Annotated in this window: 24 protein-coding genes; 15 read left to right on the forward strand and 9 right to left on the reverse strand. The window is 63.5% G+C overall.

All coding sequences use genetic code 11. The annotated features are described in order from the left end of the window. Window positions 1-89 precede the first annotated feature (89 nt). Complete coding sequence (locus ACN0S5_RS09100) at window positions 90-770, forward strand: hypothetical protein (protein WP_417207868.1); 681 nt, start codon at window positions 90-92, stop codon at window positions 768-770. Between the two features lie 108 nt (window positions 771-878). Continuing rightward, a complete protein-coding gene (locus tag ACN0S5_RS09105; protein WP_417207869.1) occupies window positions 879-1,991 on the forward strand; it encodes an S-(hydroxymethyl)glutathione dehydrogenase/class III alcohol dehydrogenase in 1,113 nt (370 codons plus the stop codon). Window positions 1,992-2,093: 102 nt separating this feature from the next. Here ACN0S5_RS09105 and ACN0S5_RS09110 read toward each other — a convergent pair whose 3' ends face one another. Then, window positions 2,094-2,987, reverse strand: a complete 894-nt coding sequence (locus ACN0S5_RS09110; protein WP_417207870.1) for a hypothetical protein — start codon at window positions 2,985-2,987, stop codon at window positions 2,094-2,096. Between the two features lie 467 nt (window positions 2,988-3,454). On the opposite strand from ACN0S5_RS09110, the gene ACN0S5_RS09115 reads away from it, so the two are divergent. Both ACN0S5_RS09115 and ACN0S5_RS09120 read left to right on the forward strand, forming a co-directional pair. Next, the gene (locus ACN0S5_RS09115) at window positions 3,455-4,216 is read left to right on the forward strand and encodes a potassium channel family protein (RefSeq protein WP_417207871.1); all 762 of its coding nucleotides are present in this window, start codon (window positions 3,455-3,457) and stop codon (window positions 4,214-4,216) included. Continuing rightward, on the forward strand, window positions 4,213-4,695 hold the full coding sequence (locus ACN0S5_RS09120; RefSeq protein ID WP_417207872.1) for a GNAT family N-acetyltransferase: 483 nt from the start codon (window positions 4,213-4,215) through the stop codon (window positions 4,693-4,695). The genes ACN0S5_RS09115 and ACN0S5_RS09120 overlap by 4 nt, the downstream gene beginning before the upstream one ends. On the opposite strand, the gene ACN0S5_RS09125 is transcribed toward ACN0S5_RS09120, so the two are convergent. Further along, window positions 4,692-5,654 (reverse strand): DUF3137 domain-containing protein, encoded by a 963-nt coding sequence (locus tag ACN0S5_RS09125; protein WP_417207873.1) that lies wholly within the window; start codon window positions 5,652-5,654, stop codon window positions 4,692-4,694. The two genes, ACN0S5_RS09120 and ACN0S5_RS09125, sit on opposite strands and share 4 nt — an antisense overlap. Before the next feature lie 111 nt (window positions 5,655-5,765). Here ACN0S5_RS09125 and ACN0S5_RS09130 point away from each other — a divergent pair, with 111 nt between their 5' ends. Both ACN0S5_RS09130 and ACN0S5_RS09135 read left to right on the forward strand, forming a co-directional pair. Then, window positions 5,766-6,473 (forward strand): NYN domain-containing protein, encoded by a 708-nt coding sequence (locus ACN0S5_RS09130; RefSeq protein ID WP_417207874.1) that lies wholly within the window; start codon window positions 5,766-5,768, stop codon window positions 6,471-6,473. Between the two features lie 116 nt (window positions 6,474-6,589). Further along, window positions 6,590-6,739, forward strand: coding sequence for a hypothetical protein (locus ACN0S5_RS09135; protein ID WP_417207875.1), 150 nt, complete (start codon window positions 6,590-6,592; stop codon window positions 6,737-6,739). Between the two features lie 61 nt (window positions 6,740-6,800). Here the strand turns inward: ACN0S5_RS09135 and ACN0S5_RS09140 are convergent, their stop codons facing one another. Together ACN0S5_RS09140 and ACN0S5_RS09145 are read right to left on the reverse strand one after the other, a co-directional pair. Continuing rightward, entirely contained in the window at window positions 6,801-7,094 is a 294-nt protein-coding gene (locus ACN0S5_RS09140; protein WP_417207876.1) for a hypothetical protein, read from the reverse strand. 486 nt (window positions 7,095-7,580) lie between these two features. Then, window positions 7,581-8,510 (reverse strand): AEC family transporter, encoded by a 930-nt coding sequence (locus ACN0S5_RS09145; protein WP_417207877.1) that lies wholly within the window; start codon window positions 8,508-8,510, stop codon window positions 7,581-7,583. Window positions 8,511-8,593: 83 nt separating this feature from the next. On the opposite strand from ACN0S5_RS09145, the gene ACN0S5_RS09150 reads away from it, so the two are divergent. From ACN0S5_RS09150 to ACN0S5_RS09180, 7 genes are all read left to right on the forward strand, one after another. Beyond that, window positions 8,594-9,544 carry a fatty acid desaturase family protein gene (locus ACN0S5_RS09150; RefSeq protein WP_417207878.1) on the forward strand — a complete coding sequence of 317 codons (951 nt, stop codon included), beginning with the start codon at window positions 8,594-8,596 and terminating at the stop codon, window positions 9,542-9,544. After that, entirely contained in the window at window positions 9,541-10,431 is an 891-nt protein-coding gene (locus ACN0S5_RS09155; RefSeq protein ID WP_417207879.1) for a CPBP family intramembrane glutamic endopeptidase, read from the forward strand. Before ACN0S5_RS09150 ends, ACN0S5_RS09155 begins: the two co-directional genes overlap by 4 nt. Window positions 10,432-10,612: 181 nt before the next feature. Next, window positions 10,613-11,548, forward strand: coding sequence for an acetyl-CoA carboxylase, carboxyltransferase subunit beta (gene accD / locus ACN0S5_RS09160; protein ID WP_417207880.1), 936 nt, complete (start codon window positions 10,613-10,615; stop codon window positions 11,546-11,548). 28 nt (window positions 11,549-11,576) lie between these two features. Further along, window positions 11,577-12,857: a bifunctional folylpolyglutamate synthase/dihydrofolate synthase gene (locus ACN0S5_RS09165; protein ID WP_417207881.1), complete on the forward strand. Its 1,281-nt coding sequence runs from the start codon at window positions 11,577-11,579 to the stop codon at window positions 12,855-12,857. 135 nt (window positions 12,858-12,992) lie between these two features. After that, window positions 12,993-13,571, forward strand: coding sequence for a rhodanese-like domain-containing protein (locus tag ACN0S5_RS09170; RefSeq protein ID WP_417207882.1), 579 nt, complete (start codon window positions 12,993-12,995; stop codon window positions 13,569-13,571). A gap of 16 nt (window positions 13,572-13,587) precedes the next feature. Continuing rightward, a complete protein-coding gene (locus ACN0S5_RS09175; RefSeq protein ID WP_417207883.1) occupies window positions 13,588-14,184 on the forward strand; it encodes a LysM peptidoglycan-binding domain-containing protein in 597 nt (198 codons plus the stop codon). 209 nt (window positions 14,185-14,393) lie between these two features. After that, entirely contained in the window at window positions 14,394-15,023 is a 630-nt protein-coding gene (locus ACN0S5_RS09180) for a LysM peptidoglycan-binding domain-containing protein (RefSeq protein WP_417207884.1), read from the forward strand. A 78-nt stretch (window positions 15,024-15,101) separates the two neighbouring features. On the opposite strand, the gene zapE is transcribed toward ACN0S5_RS09180, so the two are convergent. Beyond that, window positions 15,102-16,166 (reverse strand): cell division protein ZapE, encoded by a 1,065-nt coding sequence (gene zapE / locus ACN0S5_RS09185; RefSeq protein WP_417207885.1) that lies wholly within the window; start codon window positions 16,164-16,166, stop codon window positions 15,102-15,104. Between the two features lie 110 nt (window positions 16,167-16,276). Here zapE and ACN0S5_RS09190 point away from each other — a divergent pair, with 110 nt between their 5' ends. Both ACN0S5_RS09190 and ACN0S5_RS09195 read left to right on the forward strand, forming a co-directional pair. Next, the gene (locus ACN0S5_RS09190) at window positions 16,277-17,005 is read left to right on the forward strand and encodes a leucine-rich repeat domain-containing protein (protein ID WP_417207886.1); all 729 of its coding nucleotides are present in this window, start codon (window positions 16,277-16,279) and stop codon (window positions 17,003-17,005) included. A 91-nt stretch (window positions 17,006-17,096) separates the two neighbouring features. Further along, window positions 17,097-18,338: an MFS transporter gene (locus ACN0S5_RS09195; protein WP_417207887.1), complete on the forward strand. Its 1,242-nt coding sequence runs from the start codon at window positions 17,097-17,099 to the stop codon at window positions 18,336-18,338. A gap of 100 nt (window positions 18,339-18,438) precedes the next feature. On the opposite strand, the gene ACN0S5_RS09200 is transcribed toward ACN0S5_RS09195, so the two are convergent. The 4 genes from ACN0S5_RS09200 to ACN0S5_RS09215 are packed head-to-tail and all read right to left on the reverse strand — an operon-like array spanning window position 18,439 to window position 21,324. Next, window positions 18,439-19,353 carry an alpha/beta fold hydrolase gene (locus tag ACN0S5_RS09200; protein WP_417207888.1) on the reverse strand — a complete coding sequence of 305 codons (915 nt, stop codon included), beginning with the start codon at window positions 19,351-19,353 and terminating at the stop codon, window positions 18,439-18,441. After that, a complete protein-coding gene (locus tag ACN0S5_RS09205; protein ID WP_417207889.1) occupies window positions 19,350-20,258 on the reverse strand; it encodes an ornithine cyclodeaminase family protein in 909 nt (302 codons plus the stop codon). The genes ACN0S5_RS09200 and ACN0S5_RS09205 overlap by 4 nt, the downstream gene beginning before the upstream one ends. Further along, the gene (locus ACN0S5_RS09210) at window positions 20,255-20,875 is read right to left on the reverse strand and encodes an HAD family hydrolase (protein WP_417207890.1); all 621 of its coding nucleotides are present in this window, start codon (window positions 20,873-20,875) and stop codon (window positions 20,255-20,257) included. Before ACN0S5_RS09210 ends, ACN0S5_RS09205 begins: the two co-directional genes overlap by 4 nt. Next, window positions 20,872-21,324 carry a YaiI/YqxD family protein gene (locus ACN0S5_RS09215; RefSeq protein ID WP_417207891.1) on the reverse strand — a complete coding sequence of 151 codons (453 nt, stop codon included), beginning with the start codon at window positions 21,322-21,324 and terminating at the stop codon, window positions 20,872-20,874. The genes ACN0S5_RS09210 and ACN0S5_RS09215 overlap by 4 nt, the downstream gene beginning before the upstream one ends. Between the last annotated feature and the right edge of the window lie 20 nt (window positions 21,325-21,344).

Here is a 21,344-nt window from a genome sequence, read left to right on the forward strand (position 1 = left end):
AGCATGCATAAAATTCGGGGAAAGGGATTGAATCCTATGATCTATTCTTCGAAATTCCGGGCAAATTCGACCTGACGACTGGAGCACGGATGACCCCCAATATCGCACCCCTTGCCGCCTTTTGCCTGTTTGCCACCGGTGCCGTGGCCCAGCCCGTGGCCGACACGGAATTGGACACCCTTTACAAGGTCTATTCCGGGGCTGTCCCGATCGGCGATCCGATTTTCGAGACCAGCTATACCACCCGCTTTCTGGGGGCCGAGGGCGATCTCGTCCTGACGGAACTCTGTTACGAGCAGATCCGCAGGGGCAAGCCGACCTGCGATACCGTTACCGGGCAGGCGGTGTTGAACGGGGTGATCCCGGTGGCAAACCTGAACTGGCGGCGCAGGGACGGCGACCGCGCGGCGCTGACCGCGGCGCTGCGCGCGGCTCCGACCGATGAGGGTGTGACCCTGCCGGACCGGGATTTCCTGCCGCTGACCGAGGGCAAGACCGTCACCTGGGTCCAGCCGTCCAGCGCGGGCCCCGTGCAGAACACCCTGACGCAGACCTGCTGTTCCAACACGACGTCGCCCTTTGGCGCCGATCATGAGGTCTGGACCCTGCGGGTTGCGATGACAAACATGGATACGGGTGAGCCGCTGGGCATTGCGGCGCTGCAATACGATGCCGTGGTCGGCTGGGTCTTTGCCCAGCAGTCCAGCAATGACGCCGGTGGCAAGACCACCGTGATTGGCCTGCCCACGGACCTGCGCCTGCCGGAATAACCCGGCGCGTGCCGAATGTCGCAGGCATCCGCGCGGGCGTGGATGCTTGCGGCGAAAGGCGCTTTCCCTCAGGGTGGGCGCTAACGCGATCCACAGGAGGGACAGAAGATGCGCACGCGTGCAGCGGTGGCTCTGGAGGCGGGCAAACCGCTTGAAATCATGGAAGTGAACCTTGAGGGACCGAAGGCCGGAGAGGTTCTGGTCGAGATCAAGGCAACGGGGATCTGTCACACCGATGAATTCACCCGTTCGGGTGCGGATCCGGAGGGGCTGTTTCCCGCCATCCTCGGCCATGAAGGTGCGGGCGTGGTGCTGGAGGTGGGCGAAGGCGTCACCAGCCTGAAGCCGGGCGATCATGTCATCCCGCTCTACACACCGGAATGCCGTCAGTGCGACTACTGCCTGAACCCCAAGACCAACCTCTGTCAGGCGATCCGGACGACGCAGGGCAAGGGGGTGATGCCCGACGGCACCTCGCGCTTTTCGATGCTCGATGGTACGCCGATCCTGCATTACATGGGCTGTTCGACCTTTGCCAATCACACGGTCCTGCCGGAAATTGCGCTGGCCAAGATCAACCCCGACGCGCCATTCGACAAGGTCTGTTACATCGGCTGCGGCGTGACCACCGGCATCGGCGCGGTGATCAACACCGCCAAGGTGGAAATCGGCAGCCGGGGGATTGTCTTTGGTCTGGGCGGGATCGGCCTGAACGTCATCCAGGGCCTGCGGCTGGCGGGCGCGGACCAGATCGTTGGCGTTGACCTGAACAACGACAAGAAGCCGATGGCCGAACATTTCGGCATGACCGACTTTGTGAACCCCAATGATGTCGAGGGCGATCTGGTGGCGCATCTGGTCGACCTGACCAAAGGCGGCGCGGACTATACCTTTGACGCCACCGGCAACGTGAATGTCATGCGCACGGCGCTGGAATGCGCGCACAAGGGCTGGGGCGAAAGCATCGTCATCGGCGTGGCACCGGCAGGGGCCGAGATCAGCACGCGGCCGTTCCAACTGGTCACCGGCCGGACATGGCGCGGCACCGCCTTTGGCGGGGCGCGGGGCCGCACCGATGTGCCGAAGATCGTGGACTGGTACATGGACGGCAAGATCGAGATCGACCCGATGATCACCCACACGCTGACGCTGGACGAGATCAACAAGGGCTTTGACCTGATGCACGCGGGTGAATCGATCCGCGCGGTGGTGGTGTTCTGATCGGTGCTTGACCGGGGCGGTGGGGTGAAACCCCACCCTACGGAAAGCCGAGACGCCGGTTCCGGGCGGGAACCGGCGTTTTGCTGTTACGACCCTGCGCTGTCAGCGCAATGCCGTGATGCTGAAATCATGCGGCAGAGCGTGAAGCATGTAGGGCGCGGGAGAAGACGTGTTGGACTGTTGGGCTGCCTGAAGCGCGATTTCTGGCGACGAGTCGGACAAGAAGATGCGTGGATACCATTGGTCCTTGAAGATCGTGAACCTGGCGACACAAGTGGAGACTTCCATGCCCGTTTCGGTGGCGTATGCATAAACGGTCTGGATGCCGGTGGTTCTGGAAGGGGGCAGGAATTTGACTTTCGCCGCCCATTCAGCGACTTGCTGATGACGTGAGTAGTCATTTGCTTCCGATTTAAAGCTCGCGTCAATTCGGGCGACACTATCTCCACTCTCCCACACGCCAAGATTCAGACACATGCGGGCGACATCGGCTTTGTCAGGGCGCCATTTTGATTGATCCATTGCGACCGCGATCTTCCAGCGCGCAAAGTCATCGACCTTGTCCAGAACGTACATTTGATCGGGCGGTGTTGCGATCATGGTCTCGACCAGGGACACCGGAATGTCGAACCGGTCGCGGCGGTCCAGAATGCTGGAAATCGATTCCAGCGCAAGGCCATAGGAGGCCGTCAACGCCTGTGTCGGCACCAGATCCCCCGCTGGCAGGCTCAGGCTGGGGGCGTGAAACCCAAGCTGGCCGCCCGGCTCAACGGTCCGGCTGGTCCAGAATTCGTTGGCGACGAGGCGGGAACCGCCCAGAAAGGCCACGGCGCAGGCCGACAGACAGGTGGCCTTTGCGTCGATCCGTGTTGCGATCTGCAAGTCTCGAAACGTGTCCATCAGCCGAATGGCCTCGGCCAGCGATCCACCGGGGCTGTCGAGGGTGATGGTGACGTAGTGGCTGTCTGGATAGTAGCCCTTGACCTCATCGGTCATGAGGTCCCGCAGGTTTTGGGCGTCACCGGCCTCGATCGGTCCGGTCAGGCTGAGGCGGGCAAATTCCTCGGGGTCAGCGGATTTCGCGCCAATTTCAATGTTCGCGGCACCTGCACCCGTCGAAAAGGACAACAGCAGAAGAGACGCGGCAAAAAGCAGATTTCGGTACATGACACTCATTCGGGATTGTTGGCTGGAGACGGGTTGACCTTGGCTGCGAGAAAAATAATGTCATCTTTCCGGTGATTTGGTGTATTCCCTTTCGGGGCAGGCTACGGTCCGGCTGTTGCACTGGCAATTCAAATCCATGACGTTTTGGAAGGACTGCAATTGTCGGGTGGGGTCCGCCCGCGTCTCTCATCCGGCTCTGTCAGGACAGCGGGTTTTGTACGGCGGGACAGATCGGTGCTGCGTTTCCTTGTGGGCGTTTCATCCTAAACTCTTGCCAGCCCCCCAAAGGAGCGGTCATGCGCAACACGATCCGTGAGCTTTACGTGGGAGAGAGTGACCGGGCGCACCGGTTTCGTTATGCGTTGCTGGGCTTTGATATCGTGACGATCCTTTTTGTGATCGTGACGTCCTTTACCCAACACGGTCCCTTTGTCGAAACTGTGGACGCGGTCTTTGGCATTGTGATCCTGACCGAATTCGGCGCGCGGTTCTGGATCTCGACCAACCGGCTGCGGCTGATGACGCGGATCGTGACGCTGGCGGATCTGATCGCGATAGTCTCATTCCTTGCACCACTGGCCGGGGAAGGGCTGGGGTTCCTGCGGGTGATGCGGACGCTGCGGCTGTTGCACACCTATCACCTGTCGCAGCAGCTCAAGCGGGACTTTCCCTATTTCCGGCGCAACGACGACGTGGTGCTGGCGGTGCTGAACCTTGGCGTTTTTATCTTCATCATGACCGGGCTGGTCTATGCCACGCAGTACACCGTGAACCCGCAGATCGGGAATTATGCCGACGCGCTCTATTTCACCGTCACCGCGCTGACGACGACGGGATTTGGCGACATTACCTTGCAGGGGCCGTGGGGGCGGATGATCTCTGTCATCGTGATGATTTTTGGCGTGACTTTGTTCCTGCGTCTGGTGCAGGTCATCCTGCGGCCTGACAAGGTGCGGCACGAATGCCAGACCTGCGGTCTGGTTTTGCATGACGCGGATGCGGTGCACTGCAAACATTGTGGCGAGGTGGTCCACATCAAGACGGAAGGCCAGACATGATCATTCGAGAAGCTGTGGACGCGGACCGCGCGGGCGTCTGGGCGATGCTGAGGCCGGTGTTCCGGGCGGGCGATACATATTCCATCGACGCGGATATCACGCGCGAAGACGCGCTGGCCTACTGGTTCGGTCCGGAACGGCAGGTCTTTGTCGCCGAATACGACGGCGTGTTGCTGGGCACCTACTATATCGTGCGCAACCAGAAGGGCGGCGGCAGCCATGTGTGCAACTGCGGCTATGTCACGTCAGAGGCGGCGCGCGGCAAGGGGGTGGCGCGGGCGATGCTGGCGCATTCGCTGGACATCGCACCAAAGCTGGGCTTTCGCGCGATGCAGTACAACTTTGTCGTCGCCACCAATACGCGCGCGGTCGAGACGTGGAAGCGCGCGGGATTTGACGTGGTGGGACGCCTGCCCGAGGCGTTCAACCACCCGGAGCAGGGGTTTGTCGACGCGCTGGTGATGTACCGGACGCTTTAGCCGTGCAGACGGTCGATGATGCGCCGGACCAACGCCATATCGTCGAACACGCCGTGAAGCTCTTCGGTGATCTTGTCCACCGGCTCATTGATCTTGGCCATTTCCAGAAACGGCTTGGTGCGTGACAGCGCCAGCCAGAAATCTGTGCCCTCGAAGGCCGCGACCATGCCGGATGTGCCGCCCTCGGCCTCTGCCGCGCCAATGGCGGTGAGATTGTCCAGAAAGGCGGGCGGCAGATAATCCAACACGCCATCGGGCGACTTGGCGTGCAGTTCAAAGTCCTTTTCAAACTCGACATGCCCGGTTTCGATCCGGGGCATGCCACGGGTCTTGTCGGACGCAAAGAAGCTGGCCAGCTTGTTCAGGGTGCGGCCAAAATTGCGCGCGATCAGGATGCGCGTCGGCGCGGGATGCGGCAGCGAAATCCGGAACAGCAGGCCCTGAAAAACCGTGGATTCATTGGAAGAGCTGTTGCTCTTTGTGCGGGTTGTCAGCTTGGCCTCGACCATCTCAAACCCGGTGCCGCGCCATGTGCCGGTCATGTGGTCCTCCAGCCTTGCGTGGTCAAAGCCGCGAACCAACCCCATTTCCTTCGCCTGCGTGGCCGAAAAGCTGTTTGCGGCCTTGCGGTCATACTGAACGTCACCCAGAAAATCGCAGACCGCGGGCATCACCGTTTCCGCCACTTCGCCGGACCATTTCTTGGACTGGCTGCCGCGGATCGCAAAGGCGGGGATCAGAAAGAACACCACGACTATGATGCCGATGACCAGATCGCTCCAGATCGCCAGCGCGCCGCCGAGCACCGCGCCGACGACCATGGTGATGCCGAAATTGCGCCAGCCTGCCTTGCGCAGTTCGGCGCGTTTGGCCTCCAGCGCGTCCAGTTGCGGTGCGACCCGTTGTGCGAAAACCTCGGCAAAGCCGGTCTCAATGGGGGTTTTTTCTATGAATTGCATGGCGTTCCCAATGGCTGTTGTCTGAAATTCCTGTCAGACTGGGGCCTAAGATACCATTCTGGCAAGTGCCTATTGCCCGACACGGTACAAACCGAAGAACGCGGAGACCCAATGGCAGACAATACACTCCTGGCCGTGCTGATCGACGCGGACAACACTTCTCCCAAGTACACCAAGGCCATCTTTGATGAGATCGCGATCCTTGGCGAGGCAAGTGTCAGACGTTGCTACGGTGATTTTTCCAGCCAGCAGATGGCGGGCTGGAACAAGGTACAGGCCGATTTCGGCATCGTGCCGCATCATTCGCCCGCCAACACGGTGGGCAAGAACGCCAGCGATATCGCGCTGGTGATCGACGCCATGGACCTGATGCACACGGGCCGGTTCGACGGCTTTGTGCTGGTCAGTTCAGACAGCGATTTCACCCGGTTGGCCAGCCGCATCCGCGAACAGGGGCTGGAGGCCTATGGCATGGGTATGCAGAAAACGCCCGATGCCTTTCGCAAGGCCTGCAAGCGGTTCATTTTCCTTGAGAACCTCGACTCTGCCCCGGAAAAGACCACGGGCGCGAAACCGGGCACGGTGCACGACCTGACGGCGGTGCGGGATTTGATCTTCAAGGCGATGGAGTCGATTGATCAGGATGACGAATGGTATCGCTTGGGGGACATCGGTCAGGTGATCACCGCCGCAAACCCGGATTTCGACACCCGCAGCTTTGGCAAACGCAAGCTGTCGGACTTGGTGGCGGAGCTGAAGGTCTTCGAGACCAAGCGCAGTTCAACGGGCAACCAGTTGCTGGTGCGCCGGGTGGACTGAGCGCGGGCGGTGCGGCAGTGGCGGGGCGCGAGACGCCGGTCCTGCGGCCTGCGTGATCAGTTCCCATCCGGCCTGAAACCCCTTATAGCCGTGCGGAGATCCTGAAAGGATACGTTATGCCCAAATCCAAGAAGCCCAAGGTCAAACGCCCCGCCGCCAATCCGGTCAAGCAGCCGGCCTGGTACCAATCGCTCAACGGCGCGGCCGGGCAGCACGCCCAGCGGCCGAGCAAGACCGGCAAGAAGGCGCAGAACAAATCGGCCTGACCCGACAGGTCTTTCCTGTAGTGAATGCAGGGGTGGCGGGGGAAGTGCCGGGTCGGTGCCGTCAGTCGCACGGTCCCGAATCGCAAAGCACCTCGGCGTACCAATCCATGAAGGCTGTGCTTTCCTCGGCCTGTCGCAACTGACGTTCCTGTTGCAATTTTCGCAGACGTTCTGCGCAGTCGAGTTGTTCGGAGGCAAGCTGCCCGGCGTAGTCCTGTGCGATCCGGCGCAGGCGCTCTGTGCTGCGGCCGTCCTCGGCGACACGTTCGAACGCTGCCTTGATGAGATCGACGGCGCTGCAACTGGTTTCGCGTTGTTCCGCCACGATCGCATAGTCGAACATGCCTTCGGGCATGATCGACCGCCAGTGGCGTCCCTTGACCAAGGCGGACAGCCGGAGATAGGCGGCGTCTGCATCATATCCTGGCCCGGTGTAGCCCTCCTTGAGAAGCGTGGCCAGTTCCTTCGCGCCGCGGGGTTCGGCACCTCGCCAATGGGCAGGGTAGGCAAGGTCGGCACATAGCCCAGCGTGTCCTTGTCTAGGGTGGCGTGCTGCCGGTCTACCCAGAGGTCGGCATAGTCGAGCGCATTGGCCAGACAGTCGTAGATCGCGCGATGCTGATCTGCATTCAGGGCTGGTGTCGGCTCCTCGATGGTGCGGCGCACGACTGGGTCGGCCTGATCGTAAGGGATGTCGCGGTCGGGCTGGGCATGGGCCGGTGTCAGCGCCGAAACGAGAGCAATAAGGATGCCGGAAAAGAAACGCATGGAAAAAAACCTGCACCGATAGTCAGCCGTTTCAGCATCGCCCACGCGCGGCGGTGGCGCAAGGGCTGGGCTGTCAGAGTGCCGTCACGGTCGCGATCACCGCGCTGACGGTCAGGATGCTGACGGCGGTCGAGATCAGGATCGAGGCGGATACCCGCTGCGGCGCGATGCCATAGTGCTGGGCAAGGATGAACACGTTGCCTGCCACCGGCAGGGCGGCGGCAGAAACGGCGACGGCGGCGCGGTAAGCGTCGACCGGGAAAAAGACATAGACCCCAAGGCCCACAAATAGCGGGTGCAGGACCAGCTTGGCAAAGCTCAGCCAAGCGGCGATCTGGATACGCTCGGCAGATTTCGACGCCAGCGATGCGCCGATGGCAAACAGCGCGCCGGGGGTGGCGGCATTGCCCAGCGTGGTGAGAAAGCTGTTGGCGGCCTCGGGCACCGGCAGGCCGCTGGCAGAGACCATGAGACCCAATCCGATGGAAACGATCATCGGGTTCTTGAGCAGTCCGGCCAACAGTTTGCGCAGGATACCAATATGCATTCGCCCTTCGCGCGCGCCGGTCACCATCAGTGTCAGCAATGAGGAAAACACGATCAGGTCGATGGACAGGATCAGGATGATCGGACCGACCGCCTCTTGCCCCAGCAACAGCGCCAGCATCGGCACGCCGAGAAAGCCGGTGTTGCCGATGGCGGCGCATTGCGCCTCGATCGAGGCGGTGGACAGGTCCAGCCCGCGCAAAAAGGCGACCGCCATGCCCAGACCCCAGGTAAAGGCGGTGCCCCAAAGATAGGCAGCGGCGAGGCGTGGCTCAAATATCTCGTCAAAGCGCAGATTGGCGGAAAAGCGGAACAGCATCGCCGACAGGGCAAAGTAGAAGACGAATTTCGTCAGGCTGGCGCTGGCCTCTTCGGAAAAGAACCGCGTTTTTGCCGCGCCGTAGCCCAGCGCGATCAGGCAGAAAAAGGGTACGGTCTTCAGGAAGATGTCGAGCATGGCCTTGCTGTAGCACGGGCGACGGTGGCGTCAACGCCGAGCGGTCGTTGACAGCGCCCCTTATCGGCCCGGATCATGGGGGCATGACACCGGGAACGGCCTTTTTGACGCGTGAGGAGATTCGCAGCCTCTCGACCCGCTCTGACCTTTGGGGGGCGGCGCTGGTGCTGCATTGCTGGGGGGTGATCCTGACAGCGGCGGGGGTGTTTGTGTGGTGCCCGAACGTAGCGACATTCCTGCTGGCGCTTATGGTCATCGGGTCGCGCCAGTTGGGGCTGGCGATCCTGATGCATGAAGCGGCGCATAACGCGCTGTTTCGGACGCGGTGGCTCAACGAATTTGCCGGGAACTGGCTGTGTGGCGCGCCGATCCTCGCCGATCTGGCCGCCTACCGGCATTATCACCTGATGCACCACCGCCATACACAGACCGACAAGGACCCTGATCTGCGACTGTCAAAACCCTTTCCCACCACCCGTGCGTCGCTGCGGCGCAAGCTGGTGCGCGACATAACCGGCCAGACCGGGATCAAACAGCGCGCGGCGCAGATCATGTTTGCCTTTCGCCTGGTCGGAGAGACAGAGGGCGTGTCGAGTCAGGATCTGGCGCAGGCTTTTGGCGGTCCGGTTCTGTCCCGCGCGCTGGTCGCCAATCTTGTGCTGTTTGCGGTGTTCTGGGCCTTGGGCGGCGGGTGGCTGTGGCCTGCACTGTGGTTGTTGCCGCTGCTGACGTGGTTCCAACTGGTCCTGCGCATCCGCAATATCGCCGAACACGGCGCTGTCGAGGCCGGTGACGATCCGCTGCGCAACACGCGCACAACGCTGGCCGGGCCGCTGGAACGGATGTTCCTTGCGCCCTACTGGGTGAACTACCATCTGGAGCATCACCTTGTGATGCATGTGCCCGCGCACAATCTGCCCCGCCTGCACGCGCTGTTGCGCCAGAAAGGCATTGCGACCCGCATGACATTGGCCCGAGGCTATGCTCAGGTCCTCCGCGACGCCTCGTCTCGCCCGGAACGCCCCGCTGCATGAGCTATAGACGCCACCAGATCATGACGGCCCCCGCAGAGCCGCGCGCCGAGTTGTGGCGTCTGGCGCTGGGTCTGGTGCTGTGTATCGTGATCTGGTTCGGGCTGGCGCGGGGGATTATCGCGCTGCTGGGGGGCGTGATGGCGGGCGACGCTTATCTGACCTTGCTGGCGGGGCTACAGACCGGCACCACACCGGGAAGCCTGCTGCTGGTGCTGCTGCTGACCGGGGCGCTGGGCGTGGGGGCGATGATGGTGGCGCAGATGCTGCACGACCGTCGCGGCATCAGCTTGCTGGGGCCTTGGCGGTTGTTCCGGTGGGATTTCCTGCGGGTCGCTGGTGCGCTGGTGGTGCTGAACGCAGCGGTTCTGGCATTGCCGCCCTGGGATTTGCTGACATCGACGCGGCCGGGGCTGCCGTTGAATACATGGCTGATGGTTCTGCCAGCGACGCTGGTGGTGGTTTTCATCCAGACCGGTGCAGAAGAAGTGTTCTTTCGCGGATATTTCCAATCGCAACTGGCGGCGCGGGTGCGGCATCCGGCGATCTGGCTGGGGCTGCCGTCGCTGGCTTTTGGTCTGGGGCACTACATGCCGGGCGTCTATGGCGACAACGCCCTGATGGTGGCGGGGTGGAGCGTGCTTTTCGCCTTGGCCGCGGCCGATCTGACGGCCCGGACCGGCAATCTGGGGGCGGCGGTGGCGCTGCATTTCGTGAACAATGTCATGGTGTTCGCGCTGGTCTCCCTTGGCGGGGATATGTCTGGGCTGGCGTTGCGGCAACTGCCCTTTGGCCCCGAGGATACAGGGGCCATCGCGGCACTGTTGCCGCTGGATCTGGCGATGATCGGGGTCAGTTGGTTGACCGCCCGTGTGGCGCTGCGGTTGTGAGCGGGCAAGGGGCGTCACACAAGTGGCCTGCTTGCAACATGACCCCCGGCTCCCTTTGGTCGCGTCCCGCGGGATATTTTTGGACAGAAGAAGCCGGGGCCGTGCGTGTGCCCATGGTTGATTGCATTTCCGGTGCGGCTTGCCTATCTCTCGGCCATCTTGGAACTTGCGCAGGCCGCTCATGAACTGGATCACCAACTACGTCCGTCCCCGGATCAACTCGATCTTCTCACGCCGCGAGGTGCCTGAGAACCTGTGGTCCAAATGTGACGACTGCGGCACGATGCTGTTTCACCGCGAGATCAGCGATAACCTGAATGTCTGCACCAATTGCGGACATCACATGCACATCACCCCGCGTGACAGGTTTCTGGCGCTGTTTGACGGTGGGGTGTTCACCGAGTTGGCGGTGCCCGAGCCGCTGGCCGACCCGCTGCATTTCCGCGATCAAAAGCGATACCCTGACCGGATGAAGGCGGCGCAGAAGTCGACGCATGAGAAAGAGGCGATGCTGGTCGCCGCCGGCGAGATCGGTCGCACGCCGATCGTGGCGGCGGCGCAGGACTTCAGCTTTATGGGCGGGTCCATGGGGATGTATGTGGGCAACGCGATCGTTGCCGCCGCGCAGGAGGCGGTCAAGCTGGGCCGCCCGCTGGTGCTGTTTTCCGCCGCCGGGGGCGCGCGGATGCAAGAGGGCATTCTGAGCCTGATGCAGATGCCGCGCACGACCGTCGCGGTGCAGATGCTCAAGGAAGCGGGGCTGCCCTATATCGTGGTGCTGACCCATCCGACGACCGGCGGTGTCACCGCGTCTTATGCCATGTTGGGCGACGTGCAGATTGCCGAACCCAACGCGCTGATCTGTTTTGCCGGGCCTCGGGTGATCGAACAGACGATCCGCGAAAAGCTGCCCGAAGGGTTCCAGCGGGCAGAATATCTGCTGGAGCACGGGATGCTGGACCGCGTCACCGACCGTCGCAAGATGCGCGAAGAACTGATTGTCATCACTCGGATGCTGATGCAGTTGCCGCCCGCCACATGGGGCGACCTGCCGCCACCGGGCTCCGAAGAGATCAAAGCCGAGCCGAACGCGGCACTGGACGACACCGCGAAGTGATCTTCGCCATTTCGAAGGGGTGCAGGGCATGAGCGCAGAGGCGCGCGGGTCCGACCTGCTGCTGCAACGTATGATGACGTTGCATCCCAAGATCATAGATCTCACGCTGGACCGGGTCTGGCGTCTGCTGGCGGCGCTGGATCATCCCGAGCGCACGCTGCCTCCGGTGATCCATCTGGCCGGCACCAATGGCAAGGGATCGACGCAGGCGATGATCCGCGCGGGGATCGAGGCGGCGGGAAAGACCTGCCACGCCTATACCTCGCCGCATCTTGCCCGGTTCCATGAGCGTATCCGGCTGGCGGGCGCGTTGATTTCCGAACCGGCGCTGGAGGCGGTGCTGGACGAATGCGTTGTTGCCAATGGCAGCGAGTCCATCACCTATTTCGAGATCACCACCTGTGCGGCGCTGCTGGCGATGAGCCGGGTCCCCGCGGACTATGTACTGCTGGAGACCGGGCTGGGCGGGCGTCTGGACGCGACCAACGTGATGGCGCGCCCTGCGGCGACGGTGATCACGCCGATCTCGATGGATCATGAGCAGTACCTTGGCGATACGCTGGCACTGATCGCCGGTGAAAAGGCCGGTATCCTGAAGCGGGGTGTGCCCTGTGTGGTCGCACCGCAACCGGATGAGGCGATGCAGGTGATCGAGGCGCGCGCGGCGGCGCTGGGCGCGCCTTTGCTGGCGCATGGTCAGCAGTGGCATGTCTGGGAAGAGCGCGGGCGGCTGGTGTTTCAGGATGAGACCGGGCTGCTGGACCTGCCCTTGCCGGTATTGCCCGGCGCGCACCAGTTGCAGAATGCGGGGGCCGCGCTGGCGGTGCTGCGGCATCTGGAATTGGGCGATCGCGCGTTTGAGGGCGCGATGACCAACGCTGACTGGCCCGCCCGGATGCAACGGCTGCGCTCTGGCCCGCTGGCAGAGGCCGCGCCGGGGGTCGAACTGTGGCTGGATGGCGGTCACAACCCTGCCGCCGGAGAGGCGCTGGCCGTGCATCTGGCGGGGTTGCCCAAACGGCCCACGCATCTGATCTGCGGTATGCTGAACACCAAGGATGCGCGCGGATTTCTGCGGCCCTTGGCGCAGGTGGCCGACAGCCTGACCGCCGTGTCCATCCCCGGTGAGGCGAACACCCTGCCCGCGCTAGAGACCGCGCGGCTGGCCCGCGAGGTGGGGCATGACACCCGCGAGGCCGGGGACGTGCAGGCGGCGCTGACCGCCATTGCGGCGCAGGCCCCAGAGGCGCGCGTGCTGATCTGCGGATCGCTTTACCTTGCCGGGCATGTGCTGCGCGGGATGGTCTGACGGCCTGCGCGCCTTGGGCGCATGCCTCGGCGGGTTGTTTGCGCCGGGGCTTATTGACTGATTCGCCAACTCTGCCCTATATTTCGTGGCAACGATAAGAGGCGATCGCCAGATCGGCGCCCGGAGGACGAGCAGATGTGGAAAGGTCTTGTTTTGGCCCTAGGCTGCGCCATGGCCAGCCTTGTCGGGCTTCCCGCCTTTGCTCAGGCCAGTCACATCACCGAAGACCGCCCCGATTTCTCTTTGTTACTCAATGGTCAAACGCTCAAGATCAGCCGGTCTGGCGTGACCTGTCCGCCGCGTTGTGTGCAGCCGATGATGGCGGCACCGGGCGTGGGGACGGTTGGGGAACTCGAAGTTCTGGAGTTTCTTGAGATCTTTGTCGGCGGCGGACAGGGTCTGCTTGTCGATGCCCGTCTGCCTGATGACTATGCCGCAGCGACCCTGCCCGGCGCGGTCAACCTGCCGGCCACGACGCTGCGCGCCGACAACCCGTATCGGGACGATCTGTTGAATGCGCTGGGGGTTCGGAACGGCGATCACGCCGGGGCGTTCGATCTGGTTGTCTTTGGGGCTGGTGCCGATGACGAAGAAGCGCCCGCCGCGCTACGTCGTCTGCTGGAGACCGGCTATCCCGCCACGAAACTGAAGTATTACCGGGGCGGGCTGGACAGTTGGCGTGCGCTTGGCCTGACCGTTGCTGGCGGGTTGTGAACGATAAGGTGGTGTGATGATCAGAATGGTACTTCTGGCGCTGGGCTTTGTCGCGGTGACTGTCGCGCTTTTGGTGGTGCAGCCGGGGGCGCTTCGCCGTTCGGCAGAGCGACCCGCGCCGGAGCCGGTCACACGGGCCGAACCCGTGGCGGCAGTCGTTCCGATCCGGCCCGCGCCATCGCCTGAACCGGCAAGACGGGGGCTGGGGTATCCGGCGGGTCTTGCGCCCGCGACCCGGCCCGCACCGCCCGTATCCGGGCGGCTTACCGGCGCGTCCGCCGCCCTAGATGACGCGGAAATGCGCCGGATGACGTGGGACGCGCTGTCCGGGCTCAATCAGGCCACCGGGCGCGACAGCGCGCCGGGACAGCCGGGCAGCCTGTTGCACACGATCGTGCGGCGGTCTCTGGGTGAGGGGCCTGCGGCCTCCGTTGCCGGATCGCCGGACCTGGATGTCTATGTCGTCCAGCCCGGTGACAGTCTGGTGTCCATTGCCGAGCGGGTCTACGGCGACGTCAACATGACCGGGCCGCTTTTTGCCGCAAACCAGTCCGTCCTGCGGCGTCCGGACGATCTGCGCCCCGGTCAAAGCCTGATTTTGCCGCCAAAATAGGCCCTAGATCTGGGGCGGAAATTCACACACTTTAATACGGCTTGACGTTGCGACCATATATTGACACAGCGGCGGTGATTCGCCTATAGTCGGGCAGGGCACGCGCATCTGCCACAATCACGGCGCGGCCCCTGGGGGACATTCAGCGTGACAATCTTGTGCGACGCCATACGACGGGCGTGCACCCTTCTGATGTGCGGGAGGTTTGCATGATCCGGCTCACCGTTCTGACCGTCGGGTTCATCACGTCTACGGCCGCGCTGTTGTGGTCGGTCGGCGAGACGCCACAGCCGGACCGCACCGAAGACGTCAGCCGCGCGCGCCCGGATGCGCTGAGCTTGCAACCCGCAACCACGCTTCTTGCCCTGCCATCCGATACCAGCCTGTCTAAGCGGCCCGATCCGGTACAGCAGGTCGCGGCATCGCTGCCGGTTGTTACGGCCTCGTTGCGCCCCAAGGCGCGACCGGCGCAGGTGGCGACACCCGCGCCAGCAGAGCCGCCGCTGAGCGACGCCGACGACGATGTGATGAACATTCTGCGGGCCATGAGCTATGGCATTGTCGAGGAGATGAAGAAACCGGCCCAGTCAGGGACAGCGCCGGTGATCGTCTCGAAAGCGCCAGCCAACCCGGATCGCGCGCAAACGCGCACCCCGCAGGGCGCGCCTGCCGGGCGCAGCTATACGGTGCAGCCGGGGGATAGCCTGCCGGGCGTCGCCTTTCGGTTTTATGGCACGACAGTCGCCTACCTTGAAATTCTGGAGGCCAACCGGGGCCTCATGAACGATCCATCGGACCTGCGCGCGGGCATGACCCTGCGCATTCCGGACCTGAATTAACACGGGCAGCAAAGCCTTAACGAGCAGCAGCATCTGGGGATCCTTCGGGATCCCCTTTTTTTGTCTGGCCGTCCGGGGTCAGCCTGCCTCGACCGCCCAGTCCGCGGCCTGCATCTCACGCAGGCGCGAGGCGGTGCGTTCGAATTCGAAACTGCCCTCGCCCTCGACATACAGCATCTCGGGCAGGGCGGCGGCAGAGGCGATCAGCTTGACCCGCGCCTCATACAGCGTGTCGATCAGGGTGACAAAGCGCCGGGCTTCGTTGAAGTTGCGGCGCGACAGTTGCGGGATGTTTTCCAGAATCAGGACCCGGACGCTTTCGGCCAGTTTGAGGTAATCGGCAGGGCCCAGCATCCGCCCGCACAGGTCAAAGAAGTCCGCCCGCGCGACGCCGTTGTGATAGCGGGGCAGTTCGACCTCGCGGCCTTTGACGTGCAGGGTCAGGGTTTCTTCCAGCCCGTGTGTCAGTTCCTGCCAAAGGCTATCGATCTGCGCGCGTGCGACGGGATTGGCAGGGCTGAAATAGACCTGCGCCCCGGCAAGGCGGTCCTGCCGGTGATCGCGTTCAGAGGCCAGTTCGCGCACCACCATGCGGTCTTTCAGCAGCCCGATGAAGGGCAGGAACAACTGTCGGTTCAACCCGTCCTTATACAGATCGTCTGGAACCCGGTTCGACGTGGTGACAACGGTGGTGCCGCCCTCGAACAGCGCCTGAAACAGGCGGCCGACGATCATGGCGTCGGCGATATCGGTGATCTGCATCTCGTCGAAGGCCAGCAGGCGCACCGCCTCGCTGATGTCCTTGGCGACGGGCTTGATCGGGTCTTCGGCCCCTTCGCCGCGCAGGGTGTGAATCCGGCCCTGCACCTCTTGCATGAAGGCGTGAAAGTGTACCCTGCGGGCGGGCACCTCAAGCGTGTCGACAAAGAGATCCATCAGCATGGATTTGCCGCGCCCGACGCCGCCCCAAAGGTACAGCCCCTGCGGGGCCTCGACGCTGCGCCGGAAAAAGCCGCGTTTCTGCGGCTGCGCCAGATCGGCGCGCAGGCGCTCGAACTCGGGCAGGACAGCGGTCTGCGCCTCGTCGGGCTTGATCTTTCCGGCGGCGACGCGGGATTCGTAGAGGTCGATGACGTTTGGCATGCTTTCGCATACCCAATGCGCGCGGGGTTGTGTAGAGGCGGCGTGACGGGTGCGCTTGTGCCGTCCCGATCCGCGTGTCACTTTGCGGATCGGACAACAGGAGCGGGCGCATGGCGCAGGGCGACAACGAGGCGGCGCTGGAAGCAGAGGTCCAAGACATGATCCTGTCGGTCAAGATGAACCGGCGTGACGGCATGTCCTTTCTCTACCTTGAAAGCAACGAGCCCCTGCGCCGCTTGCCCGAACAGATCGGGCGGCTGGACTGGATGACATGGTTGGATCTGGAGGGCACGCAGGTGTCGGACCTTGGGCCGCTTGCCCCGCTGACGCGGCTTGAAAAACTGGACCTGCGCGGCACGGCGGTCGCGGATCTGTCGCCCCTCAAGGGTATGACCGCGTTGCGGCATCTGTTTCTGGAAGGCTCGGGGGTGTCGGACCTGTCGCCGCTGGCGGGCATGGGGCGGTTGCGGGAACTGTGGCTGAATCACACCGGGGTCACGGATCTGTCGCCGTTAAAGGACTGCATTGGCCTGCGTCAGCTATCCTTGCGCGGCACCGAGGTCAGCGACCTGTCGCCGCTGGCCGGTCTGCCCGATCTTGCGGTGCTGGATATCACCGGCACGCAGGTGGGCGACCTGACGCCGCTTCTGCGCCTGCCGGCCTTTTGCGAAGGCGAGGGCGAAGTTGGGATTTCCTTTGAAAACACACCTGCCGCCGCGCGCAGCAAGGCGCTGTCCCGGATCGCCACCGACGAAGAGGACCCCGGCCTGCGGGCCGAGGATCTGGTGGATCATCTGACCGGCGGCGCACTACAGGCCGGATGGCGCGGCGACGCATAAGCAAATTTGAACTGACCCATCAGCCATTCCCGTTTGACGGCTTCGGCGCGACGCGGCACACCTGCGCGGCGCAGTTCCGGAGTGTTTCGTCATGTCGACCCGTGCCCCCCTGTTTACGCCTGTCCTGATCGTCGGGTGTTTCATCATCATGGTGAGCTTTGCCGTCCGGGCGAGCTTTGGCGTGTTTCAGATCCCGATTGCCGAGGAATTCGGCTGGGCGCGGGCCGAGTTCAGTCTGGCGATTGCGATCCAGAACCTTGCCTGGGGCATCGGCCAGCCGTTGTTCGGGGCCTTCGCCGAGAAATTGGGCGACCGGATGGCCATTGTACTGGGCGCTTTGCTCTACGCTGTGGGTCTGGTGATGTCGGGCCTTTCTGTGGACCCGTTTTCCATGCAGGCATGGGAGGTTCTGGTGGGCTTCGGCATCGCGGGCACCGGATTTGGCGTGATCTTGGCTGTGGTCGGGCGCGCGTCAAGCGCCGAGAACCGGTCGATGTCGCTGGCCATCGCCACGGCGGCGGGCAGCGCGGGTCAGGTGATCGGCGCGCCGGTGGCCGAGGCGCTGCTGTCGACGATGAGCTGGCAGCATGTCTTTTTCATCTTTGCCGGTGCGATCCTTGCGATGCTGATCACCCTGCCCCTGATGCGCGCGCCGGTCGCCTCCAAGATCGAGATCGAGGAAAGCATGGGCGTAATTCTTGGCCGTGCTTTCCGCGACCCGTCGTTTTCGCTGATCTTCATCGGCTTTTTTTCCTGCGGCTATCAGCTTGCCTTCATCACCGCGCATTTCCCGGCCTTCGTGACAGAGATGTGCGGCCCAATCGCATCGGGCAGCATCCTGCATTCGATCGGTGTGACGACCACCTCGGCCCTTGGGGCGGTGTCGATTGCGCTGATCGGGCTGTTCAATATCGTCGGCACGCTGACGGCGGGCTGGCTGGGCGCGCGGTTCTCCAAGAAATACCTGCTTGCGGGGATCTACACGGCGCGGACCCTTGCGGCAGCGGCCTTTATCCTGATGCCGATCACACCGACCAGCGTGTTGGTCTTTTCGGCGGTGATGGGGTCGCTCTGGCTGGCCACCGTGCCGCTGACCTCGGGGCTGGTCGCGCATCTGTATGGGCTGCGCTACATGGGCACGCTTTATGGCGTGGTGTTCCTGAGCCATCAGATCGGCGGCTTTCTGGGCGTCTGGCTGGGTGGGCGGTTGTATGACGTGTCGGGCGATTATTCGTTTGTGTGGTGGATCGGCGTGGGCGTCGGCGCGCTGAGCGCACTGGTGCATCTGCCGATCCGCGAAAACCGCCCGCCGGTGGTCGCGGTCCCGGCATAAAGGAGGCGTCAAGCCAAAGGCATGCGTCCAGCATGGCCCCCGTCTCCCTGCGGTCGACTCTTCCGGATGTATTTGGACAAAGAAGAAGCCGGGCGCGTCGTCAGGCGGTTAATGCGCGCGCAAGGTCCGCTGTGTGGGTGTAGGGAAGGCCGTGGCCCGCCCCGGCAATGACCTCTTGGCGGGCATTGCGGTTCCATTGTGCGAGTGTGCCCATAGCGCGGATTGGAATGACCTTGTCATCACGTCCCCAGATGGCGGTCACCGGCAGGCCGGTGGCGGCGATCCGGCGGTGATCTACTTCCAGCGGGGTACGCAGTTGGCCCCGCAGGGAGGACAGGACAGAGCGGAGAAAACCGCGCCGGTCCAGTTGCGCGCCTTGCCGGTCGCCGATGGTGTCGACCGAAGAGGGCAGGGCACGTTCGGCCGCGATCCCGCCGCGAAACTGGTGCGGGTAGCCCATGTGGAAAGCCCAGTCACCCAAGACAGGTACATCGACCGTGAAACGGGCCAGCGGCCCGAGATCATGTCCCATGCCCGCAGGCGCGATCAGGATCAGGCGATGGGTGCGGTCCGGGTTTGCGGCGGCAAAGCTGGTGGCGATTGCGCCGCCCATGGAATAGCCGATCAGGGTGACGGGCACGTCGATGCCCTCATGATCCAGCAGGTCTGACAGTTGCCGGGTGAAAAAGGCGGACGACTGCGCGCCGCGCGGGGCGTCGGAATAGCCGCGCCCGTACAGGTCATAGCTCAGGACTTGTACGCCGTTTTTGATCAGATGCGGGATCAGCCCCTCCCACACGAAGGAGGGCGTGGTGAGCCCGTGGATGCAGACGACGACGGGGGCATCCTGTGGCCCGTGCCACTGGAAGTGAGTGCGCCCCTGCGAGAGGTCGGCGAACGTGCCGGGCGCGGCGGCGCGCAGGTCTTTGACGGGTTTGCGGAGGGCTTCGCGATAGGCGGGCAGCGCGGCTGCGCCAAGGGCGGCCAGCGCCAGTGTGCCGCCCAAGAGGCTCATGCCCCGCGCCACGCGTCTAGGATGTAGCGCGCGCACATGAGGTCCAGATGCGCACCGCCGCCGTTCTTGAACAGGGTGATCTGGTCGTCGCTGGTGCGGCGCATGGCGTCGGGTGCGTAATAGTCGGCCAGCACGTCGGCTTGGCTGATGACGCCCTCGGCCAGCGGGATTTTCAGCTCGCCGATATGGCCCAGCGTTGTGTCATAGCTGTCCACGAAGACGTGGGCGCGGGTCAGTGCGGTATTGTCCGCCTCGCGCATGTCAGGACGGTACGCGCCGATCAGGTCGATGTGTTGGCCGGGCTGGAACCAGTCACCTTGCAGGATCGGATCGGTCGACATGGTGGCGGAGGTGACGATGTCGGCGGCGCGCACTGCGGATTCAAGATCCTCGGCCCAGTCGATTCCATGTGCCTTTGCAAAGGTGCGGGCCTTGTCGGGTGTGCGGTTCCAGACGGTGAATTTTGCCTCTGGGAAGCCCGCAGCATAGGCCGCGTGCAGCGCGGTGCCGACGGTGCCCGCGCCGACAATCAGGATGTTTTTGCTGTCAGGGCGCGCCAGCTTTAGCGCGGCGCACAGGCTGTCGCCGGCGGTTTTCCACTTGGTCACAAGGTGGAAATCCACCACCGCGGCCAAGCTGCCGTCCGCATCGTCGAACAGGTTCACCGCGCCGCCGATCATCGGCTTGCCCTTGGCTGGATTGCCCGGAAAGACCGTGGCCGCCTTGACCGCCAGCCCCAGCCCGTCGATCCATGCCGACCGGTTCAGCAGCGTGTCCTTGCCGCGATAGAGGAACACATCGGCAATTTCGGCCTTGGGCAACTGGTGGCCTGCGTCAAAGGCGCGGGTGAGAGCCAGCCAGTCGAGGTTTTTCTCGCCCTCCTCAAAGGGAATGATGGTGGTCATAATGCCTGCTCCTCGGTCAGCAATCCCTCGTCCACCAGTCGCCGCGCCCAGCCGTCCGCGCCGGTGAAATGATGTGTCTGCCAGCCGCGCGCCGCGGCGGCCTTGATGTTGTCTAGGCGGTCGTCGGCAAAGATCAGCGCCTCACCGGGGAGGTTCAGGTGCTCTTCGACCATTTCGTAGATGCGGGCCTCTGGCTTGATGACGCCCATGTGGCCGCTGACAAAGGCGTGGTCGAATTCATTGAGAAAGTCGTAGGCCGGGGTGGCGATGGCCCATGTGCCGATGCCAAAGTTGGTCAGCGCATGGACCGGCGTGCCTTGCGCCCGCAGGGCGCGCAGCAGGCGGACGGATCGCGGGATCGCGGGTTTCGCCATCTCCAGCCAGTCGTCATGCCAGAGGCGGATTTCCTCCGCCCATTCCGGAGTCTTGTCGGCCCAGTCATAGACCGTTTGCCGGAAATCGCCGCCCCGGTCGATGATGTCGTTCATGCCGTGCAGGTCCAGTTCGGCGAACATGGCGCGGCGGCGGTCCTCGCCGATTTTGGCGTCGTAGTAGCGTTCCGGGTGCCATTCGATCAGCACATTGCCGATGTCAAAGATCACCGCCTTGAGGGTCATGCCGTCTTTCCTGCCTGCCTGAGAGTGCGTTCCAGCGCGTCGAGAAAACGGCTGCGGTCGGCCTTTGTAAACCCCTTGCCAGAGCCTTGGCGAAAGGGATCGGCGGCGCGCAGGTCGGACATCAGGTCACGCATGGCCAGTTGCTGGCCGATGTTGGCCTCTGTCAGCGCGCTGCCGTCGTGGCGCAGGACCAGCGCACCGGCCGCGACGCATTTCGCCGCCAGCGGAATGTCGGCGGTGATGACCACGTCGCCCTTGCCCGCGCGGTCTGCGATCCACATGTCGGCCACGTCCGGCCCGTCCGGGACGATCTGCAACGTCACCAGCGGGTTGCGCGGCGGGCGCAAGCCGCCGTTGGCGACAAGGATCATCGGCACCTTGTGCCGGGTGGCGACGGTTTCGGCCTCAGCCTTGACCGGGCAGGCGTCGGCATCAATGTAAAGGGTCATATCGGTGCGCGCCCCGGATG

It is taken from the genome of Antarctobacter sp., assembly GCF_048262615.1.
Lineage (GTDB): Bacteria > Pseudomonadota > Alphaproteobacteria > Rhodobacterales > Rhodobacteraceae > Antarctobacter.